This is a genomic window from Protofrankia sp. Cj3 (assembly GCF_917627355.1).
In the GTDB taxonomy this organism is placed as follows: Bacteria; Actinomycetota; Actinomycetes; order Frankiales; family Frankiaceae; genus Protofrankia.
On record NZ_CAKJTR010000247.1, the window covers coordinates 1 to 5,992 of the forward strand.

The 5,992-nt window shown below is 68.6% G+C and carries 7 protein-coding genes; 2 read left to right on the forward strand and 5 right to left on the reverse strand.

Annotated features, from left to right (window positions below; translation table 11 throughout):
- Positions 1-18: 18 nt before the first annotated feature.
- The 3 genes from MJ783_RS21435 to sodN all read right to left on the reverse strand — a co-directional run bounded on the left by MJ783_RS21435 (position 19) and on the right by sodN (position 2,540).
- A complete protein-coding gene (locus MJ783_RS21435; RefSeq protein ID WP_239313242.1) occupies positions 19-1,062 on the reverse strand; it encodes an RNA polymerase sigma factor SigF in 1,044 nt (347 codons plus the stop codon).
- Complete coding sequence (locus tag MJ783_RS21440) at positions 1,059-1,682, reverse strand: anti-sigma factor (protein ID WP_370651766.1); 624 nt, start codon at positions 1,680-1,682, stop codon at positions 1,059-1,061. Before MJ783_RS21440 ends, MJ783_RS21435 begins: the two co-directional genes overlap by 4 nt.
- A gap of 462 nt (positions 1,683-2,144) precedes the next feature.
- Complete coding sequence (gene sodN / locus MJ783_RS21445) at positions 2,145-2,540, reverse strand: superoxide dismutase, Ni (protein ID WP_239313245.1); 396 nt, start codon at positions 2,538-2,540, stop codon at positions 2,145-2,147.
- 157 nt (positions 2,541-2,697) lie between these two features.
- Here sodN and MJ783_RS21450 point away from each other — a divergent pair, with 157 nt between their 5' ends.
- Positions 2,698-3,021, forward strand: coding sequence for a S24/S26 family peptidase (locus tag MJ783_RS21450; RefSeq protein ID WP_239377265.1), 324 nt, complete (start codon positions 2,698-2,700; stop codon positions 3,019-3,021).
- Here the strand turns inward: MJ783_RS21450 and rfbC are convergent.
- On the reverse strand, positions 2,982-3,599 hold the full coding sequence (gene rfbC, locus MJ783_RS21455; RefSeq protein WP_239313251.1) for a dTDP-4-dehydrorhamnose 3,5-epimerase: 618 nt from the start codon (positions 3,597-3,599) through the stop codon (positions 2,982-2,984). The two genes, MJ783_RS21450 and rfbC, sit on opposite strands and share 40 nt — an antisense overlap.
- A gap of 396 nt (positions 3,600-3,995) precedes the next feature.
- Between rfbC and MJ783_RS21460 the strand changes: the two genes are divergently transcribed.
- Positions 3,996-5,255 (forward strand): NADP-dependent malic enzyme, encoded by a 1,260-nt coding sequence (locus MJ783_RS21460; protein ID WP_239313254.1) that lies wholly within the window; start codon positions 3,996-3,998, stop codon positions 5,253-5,255.
- Between the two features lie 79 nt (positions 5,256-5,334).
- Here MJ783_RS21460 and MJ783_RS21465 read toward each other — a convergent pair whose 3' ends face one another.
- On the reverse strand, positions 5,335-5,499 hold the full coding sequence (locus MJ783_RS21465; protein WP_239313257.1) for a hypothetical protein: 165 nt from the start codon (positions 5,497-5,499) through the stop codon (positions 5,335-5,337).
- Between the last annotated feature and the right edge of the window lie 493 nt (positions 5,500-5,992).

A 5,992-nucleotide genomic window follows, 5' to 3' on the forward strand; every position in this document is an offset into this window, starting at 1 on the left:
AACTGCCGGCGGCGACCACTAAGCATCCTCCAGCAGCCCGCGACGCAGCTGGGCCAGGGTGCGGGCGAGCAGGCGCGAGACGTGCATCTGGGAGATCCCGAGCTCCGCGGCGATCTGTGACTGGGTCATGTTCCCGAAGAACCGCAGCAGCAGGATTCGCTTCTCCCGTGGGGGCAGCTTCTCCAGCAGCGGCTTGAGTGACTCCCGGTACTCGACCCCTTCCAGGGACTCGTCCTGGACACCGAGGGTGTCAGCTACCGCGGGGGCTTCGTCGTCGCCGGAGTCCGGAGCGTCCAGCGAGACCGCCGAGTAGGCGTTGGCGGACTCCAGGCCCTCCAGCACCTCCTCCTCGGTCATCTGGAGATGCGCGGCGATCTCGCTTACCGTTGGTGACCGGCCGAGCGTCTGGGACAGCTCCGACGTGGCCTTTGTCAGCGACAGCTTGAGCTCCTGGAGCCGTCGCGGCACCCGGATCGCCCAGCCCTTGTCCCGGAAGTGCCGCTTGATCTCGCCGACGATGGTCGGCGTCGCGTACGTGGAGAACTCCACCCCGCGCTCGGGATCGAAGCGGTCAACGGACTTGATAAGCCCGATCGTCGCGACCTGGGTCAGGTCGTCGAGCGGCTCGCCACGGTTGCGGAAGCGGCGGGCCAGGTACTCCACCAGCGGCAGGTGCATCCGGACGAGCTGGTCACGGATCTCCGCCCGTTCGGGAGTGCGGTCGGGCATCGCGACCAGCTGGGCGAACAGTTCACGGGCACGTGCCCTGTCGTTGGTTTCGTCAGGGTGGCCCGAACCGTGACGCTGGTCGTCCGCTGGTCCGCCCTGGACCGTGACCGTCGCGGTGGGTACGGATGGCTCTGGCGGCAGGATGTCGTTGTCGCCCGGCCTGGCAGCGGCGTCGCCGCCGGGCTCGTCCCGGCTGGCTTCATCAGGTGCGGATTCGGTGGGTGCGGGCTCGTTCTGGGCCATCAGGCCATGGGCGTCGTCAAGCAGAGGCCGTGAGCGCTGCGTGGCCGGGGGCGCGGCGTTCTGCAACGGTCGGATGCGGCCTGCGGTCACGGCGCGCCCACCGGCCCGTTGTTCGGTGCGCCTGTGTTTTTTGTCCATTGCGTCTTGATCGTCTGCGGGTCGGCGGTCGTGGGGCTGTATCCGTTGTTCTCGCGCACGGCGTTGTTCTCGGGGACAGCGTTGCTCTCGGGGACGCCGCGTCGCTTGCGCAGCCTGATGGTGACCCGCGAATCGGTGGACACCGAGCTGGAGACCTCATCGGCGAGGGCGGTCAGCACCGTCCAGGCGAACGTGTCGGTGGACGGGGGCTCGCCGTCCACGCTGAGCACGGTCACGCCGACCTGGATGACCCCGGGGGAGAGCTCGAAGGTGCACTCCAGGTTCGAACCAGGCGCAGCCGACAGCAGCAGCAGGGCGCATGCCTCGTCCACGGCGATCCGTAGATCTTCGATGTCGTCGAGGGTGAAATCACCGCGGGCCGCGAGCGACGCCGTGGCGGTCCGCAGAACCGACAGGTAGGCGCTTGCCGCGGGGAGCGTGAGCTGCACGATGTCACGTAGCCCACCACCAGGCACGCCGGAGCTGGGAGCCGCGCCGGTGGAGGCGTTGGCGTCGGGAACCCCGCCGCCCGGGACACCGCCCTGACCGTTCGCGGTTCCGGTCGTTGGCATCGTGTCCACTGCGGTACCCCCTTGTCGCTTGTCGCTCAAGGTCTCCGGCGGCGTGAAAACCATGGTCACGCCACTGTCAACCGCCGACGTCCGTTCCCGCTTCGTGTCACCTGAAGACCACCGTACCCAGCGCTGAGGTGCCTCCGCAGGTTGGGTGATCAATTCTGGCGATTGTGACGGTGATTCCGGCAACGTCCCATCGCCCTGGATGCGACGATGGTCCTATTGAACCGAAAAAACTGAGATTTTTGGCCTGATAAGAGGCTTCGGCGGCAGGACGCTCGATCAGACAGCGGCGTCCGGGTGGATGGATCGCGAGGCGGCGGAGGCAGTCACCGGAGGCGCTGGGCGTCGACCGAGGACAACGACGCGAGGCGCGGCCCGGGCCGGGCCTGGCGGATCGACTGCGCCGATCCGCCAGGCCCGGATACATCCACCCGGACGCCCTGCCCGCGGGTGCCCTCAGGCGGCCTTGGTCTCCCAGAAGATCGTGGAGATCTGGTCGATGAGGTCAAGCAGCCGCTGCCCGTCCGCCGGGTCGACCGACCCCTTGGCGCCAGCCGCTCCCGCCGCCTTGGTGGCCTGCCAGAACAGGTCATGCAGCTCGGGGTACTTCTCGACGTGGTTGGGCTTGAAGTAGTCGGTCCACAGCACCCACAGGTGGTGCTTGACCAGCTCCGCCCGCTCTTCCTTGATGGCCAGCGCCCGAGTGCGGAAGGCTGGGTCGTCGTTTCCCTGGAACTTCTCCTGGATGGCCTTCACGGACTGCGCTTCGATCCTCGCCTGGGCCGGGTCGTAGACCCCGCAGGGCAGGTCGCAGTGGGCGCTGACCGTTGTCTTCGGACGCAGGAGGCTCATGCCGCCGTCCTTTCTCGTCTGGCTGGATGTATGGGTGGCTGGACGTGTGGGGAACATCTGGTGGGCGCAAGGCGCCTGTTGATCGTCAGACATGGCGGGCCACAGTGGTCCGGGCGGCAGCAGGGCTCTAGTTCCCACCGTCTGGCAACCTACCCGGATGAGGCTGGGTGTCGCGGTACGGGCGGTCTGGGTTAGCGGGGGGTCCATGCAGCCGACGCTGCGGGACGGCGATGCGTGCCTGGTGCTGTGGGGTGTGGCCCCGCGGGCGGGAGACGTGGTCGTGGCGCGGCTGCCCGGACGCGGGCTCGGCGTGAAGCGCGCGGCCTTCGTCGAGCCTGACGGGTCGTGGTGGCTGCGATCCGACAACGTCATGCTCGGCACGGACAGCGCGGCCTTCGGTTCCGTGCCGGCCGGGGACGTGCTGGGCCGGGTCGTCGCCCGCTACTGGCCGCGACCATGCTGGCTGCGCAGGGACGCGTAGAACGCGAGGCAGTCGGGGTAGGACGGGAGCAGGCCCGCGGCTTCGGCCGCCTTCAGGGTGGGGGCCTGCGCGTCCTTCTCGGACAGCAACGGAGGCACATCCAGGGGCCACGGCAGTGCCAGATCGGGGTCAAGCGGGTCTATACCGTGCTCACGCGAGGGGTTGTAGGTCGTCGAGCAGAGATAGGAGATCGCCGTGTCGTCGGTGAGTGCCATGAAGGCGTGCCCGAGCCCCTCGGCAAGGTAGAGGCCCCGCCGGTCGACATCGTCGAGCACCACCGCCGCATGCGTCCCGTAGGTCGGCGAGCCGACTCGGATGTCGACCACGCAGTCGAGCACCCGGCCGTGCACGCATGTGACGTACTTGGCCTGGCTGGGCGGGATATCGGCATAGTGGACGCCGCGCAGCGTCCCTCGCCGGCTCACGCTGTGGTTCGCCTGGGCGAGATCGAGTGAGTGACCGATCACCTTGGTCAGGCTTTCGGAGCGGAACCACTCCAGGAACGTGCCTCGGTCATCGGTGTGCTGGCGGGGGGTGAACACCCAGGCGCCGGCTATTGCGAGTTCATGAGCCTCCACGAACGCGCACCGTACCGGGTAACGACGTCCATTGGGTGGCCAACGTGTCCACCGCTGTCAGCCGGCACCGCGGGCCGCCGCGGTGCCGGCTCGCGGACCGCGCCGGCCGATGCCGAGCGGCCCGAGACCACGGACCAGCCCGAGACCACCGCCCGGCCGGGCATCGCTGGTCTATTGGTGTTCTCATGCTGATCCATTGGCATTGCGGCGTGCCATGGCTTCTTTGGCGCGCACCTTGTGCGCCCGAGGACATGCGCGTGCTTCAGTCGGAGCCGGGAGACGCTTGTGAGCAGGCAGAAGAGCCCACGTGTCATATTGGACAGCATCCCCGGGCGATCCCCGGTTCGCCGTCCACGCCTCCCACCCGTCGAGGCAGCTCGTCCGAGGGAGTATGTGATGACCGCCACAACCGACCATTCCGTTGGTCAGGTCGGGCCTGATCCATCCGCGCGGGTGCCGGCTGCGCAGGCAGCCACCGTGGATGTGCCGGGGCCGGTCGGCCGCGATACCGACCCCGCCTTTGTCCTGCACAAGGGTGGAAAGATCGGCCTTGCGCTGACCGTCCCGTTGAACAACCGCGAGGATCTGTCACTCGCCTACACTCCTGGCGTCGCGCGTGTCTGTACGGCCATAGCGGCCGAGCCGGGCCTTGCCGACGACTTCACCTGGCGCTCCAACGCGGTCGCGGTGGTGACCGACGGCACCGCGGTGCTGGGGCTTGGCGACATCGGCCCGGCCGCGGCGCTGCCGGTCATGGAGGGCAAGGCCGCGCTTTTCAAGCATTTCGCCGGAGTGGACGCGGTGCCGATCTGCCTTGACTGCACCGACGTGGAGGAGGTCGTGGAGACCGTCGCCCGGTTGGCGCCCGGTTTCGGCGGCATCAACCTGGAGGACATCTCGGCGCCGAGGTGCTTTGCCATCGAGCGGTTGTTGCAGAGCCGGTTGGACATTCCGGTGTTCCACGACGACCAGCACGGGACGGCCATCGTGACGCTGGCCGCCCTGGTGAACGCGGCCCGCCTGACCGGCCGAGGCCTTGGGGAGCTGCGTGCGGTCGTGTCCGGAGCGGGTGCCGCGGGCGTGGCTGTGACCCGCATCCTGCTTGCTGCTGGCATCGGGGAAATTGCGGTTGGTGACAGCCGTGGCATTCTGCACACCGGTCGTCCTGATCTCAGCCCAATCAAGGCGATGGTCGCGGCTGAGACCAATCGGGCCGGCCTGTCGGGCTCGATCAACGATGCGCTGGCCGGAGCCGATGTCTTCATCGGCCTGTCCTCGGGCAAGGTGCCTGAGGCCGCGGTGGCGTCGATGGCATCGGGGTCGATCGTCTTCGCCATGGCCAATCCCGACCCCGAGGTCGATCCGGAGGTCGCGCACTGCTATGCCCGGGTTGTGGCCACCGGCCGCAGCGATTATCCGAATCAGATCAACAACGTGCTGGCCTTCCCGGGGGTGTTCCGCGGCGCGCTGGACGTCCGCGCGAGCCACATAACCGAGCCGATGAAGCTGGCGGCGGCTGACGCGCTCGCCGCGGTGATCGCGGATGAGCTGACCGAGCAGCACATCATCCCGAGCGTGTTCGACGACCGGGTCGCGCCAGCGGTTGCCGCCGCTGTGGCCCGGCAGGCTCGCGCCGATGGCGTGGCCCGCCGGTAGAGCGGTGACGGCTTTCAGGGAGCGTACCGAGAGCCTGCGCAGGGGTCTGACCCAGATAGCACCTGGCGGGCTATCTGGGTCAGACCCGGCCGCAGCCGGCGCAGGGATGGTTCTCGGAGGCGTCCATCAGGGGCCGGAGCGTCCCGCAGCCCTTGTAGGTACAGGAGACGAAGTCCGTCGCGGAGACGATGACGATCGTGTCGTTGTCGCCGCGGACAGTTGGCGCGGGGTCGGCCGACGGCACGGGCGCGCGCCGTCCGCGGCGGAACCATCGGGACGGGCCTGGACCGGTCACTGGCATCTGTTTGGGTGACACCACATCGAAGAGTGGAGCACAGGTTGGACAGGCACGCGATGGGCACCGTGCCGCGCGTGCGGCCATCGGTCTGGCTCGGGCGTGTTGCGGCCGGCTGTCCGGCTCACCGCGTCCAGGCGGCCCGTGGCCGCGTTCTCGGTCACACCGATACGGCTCATCCGGTATCGGTGTGACCCGCGGCCCTGCCAGCAACCACCTGGACGCGGTTCCCTGATCGAACGACGGCTTCCGATAAGAGCGCCCGGCAATAGGGGTGTGGGTCAAGGAGTGGGGCTGGGGTGCGTGCATCGCGAGGCGGCGGAGGGAGGCGCCCTGTGTGGGGCGTCGACTGACGAGCCGGGGTACCCGTGCATCGCGCGGCGATGGACGGGCAGCGATGCGGCGAGGTGCGTGCCCCAGCCCCGCGACGCCGCGTCCCCTA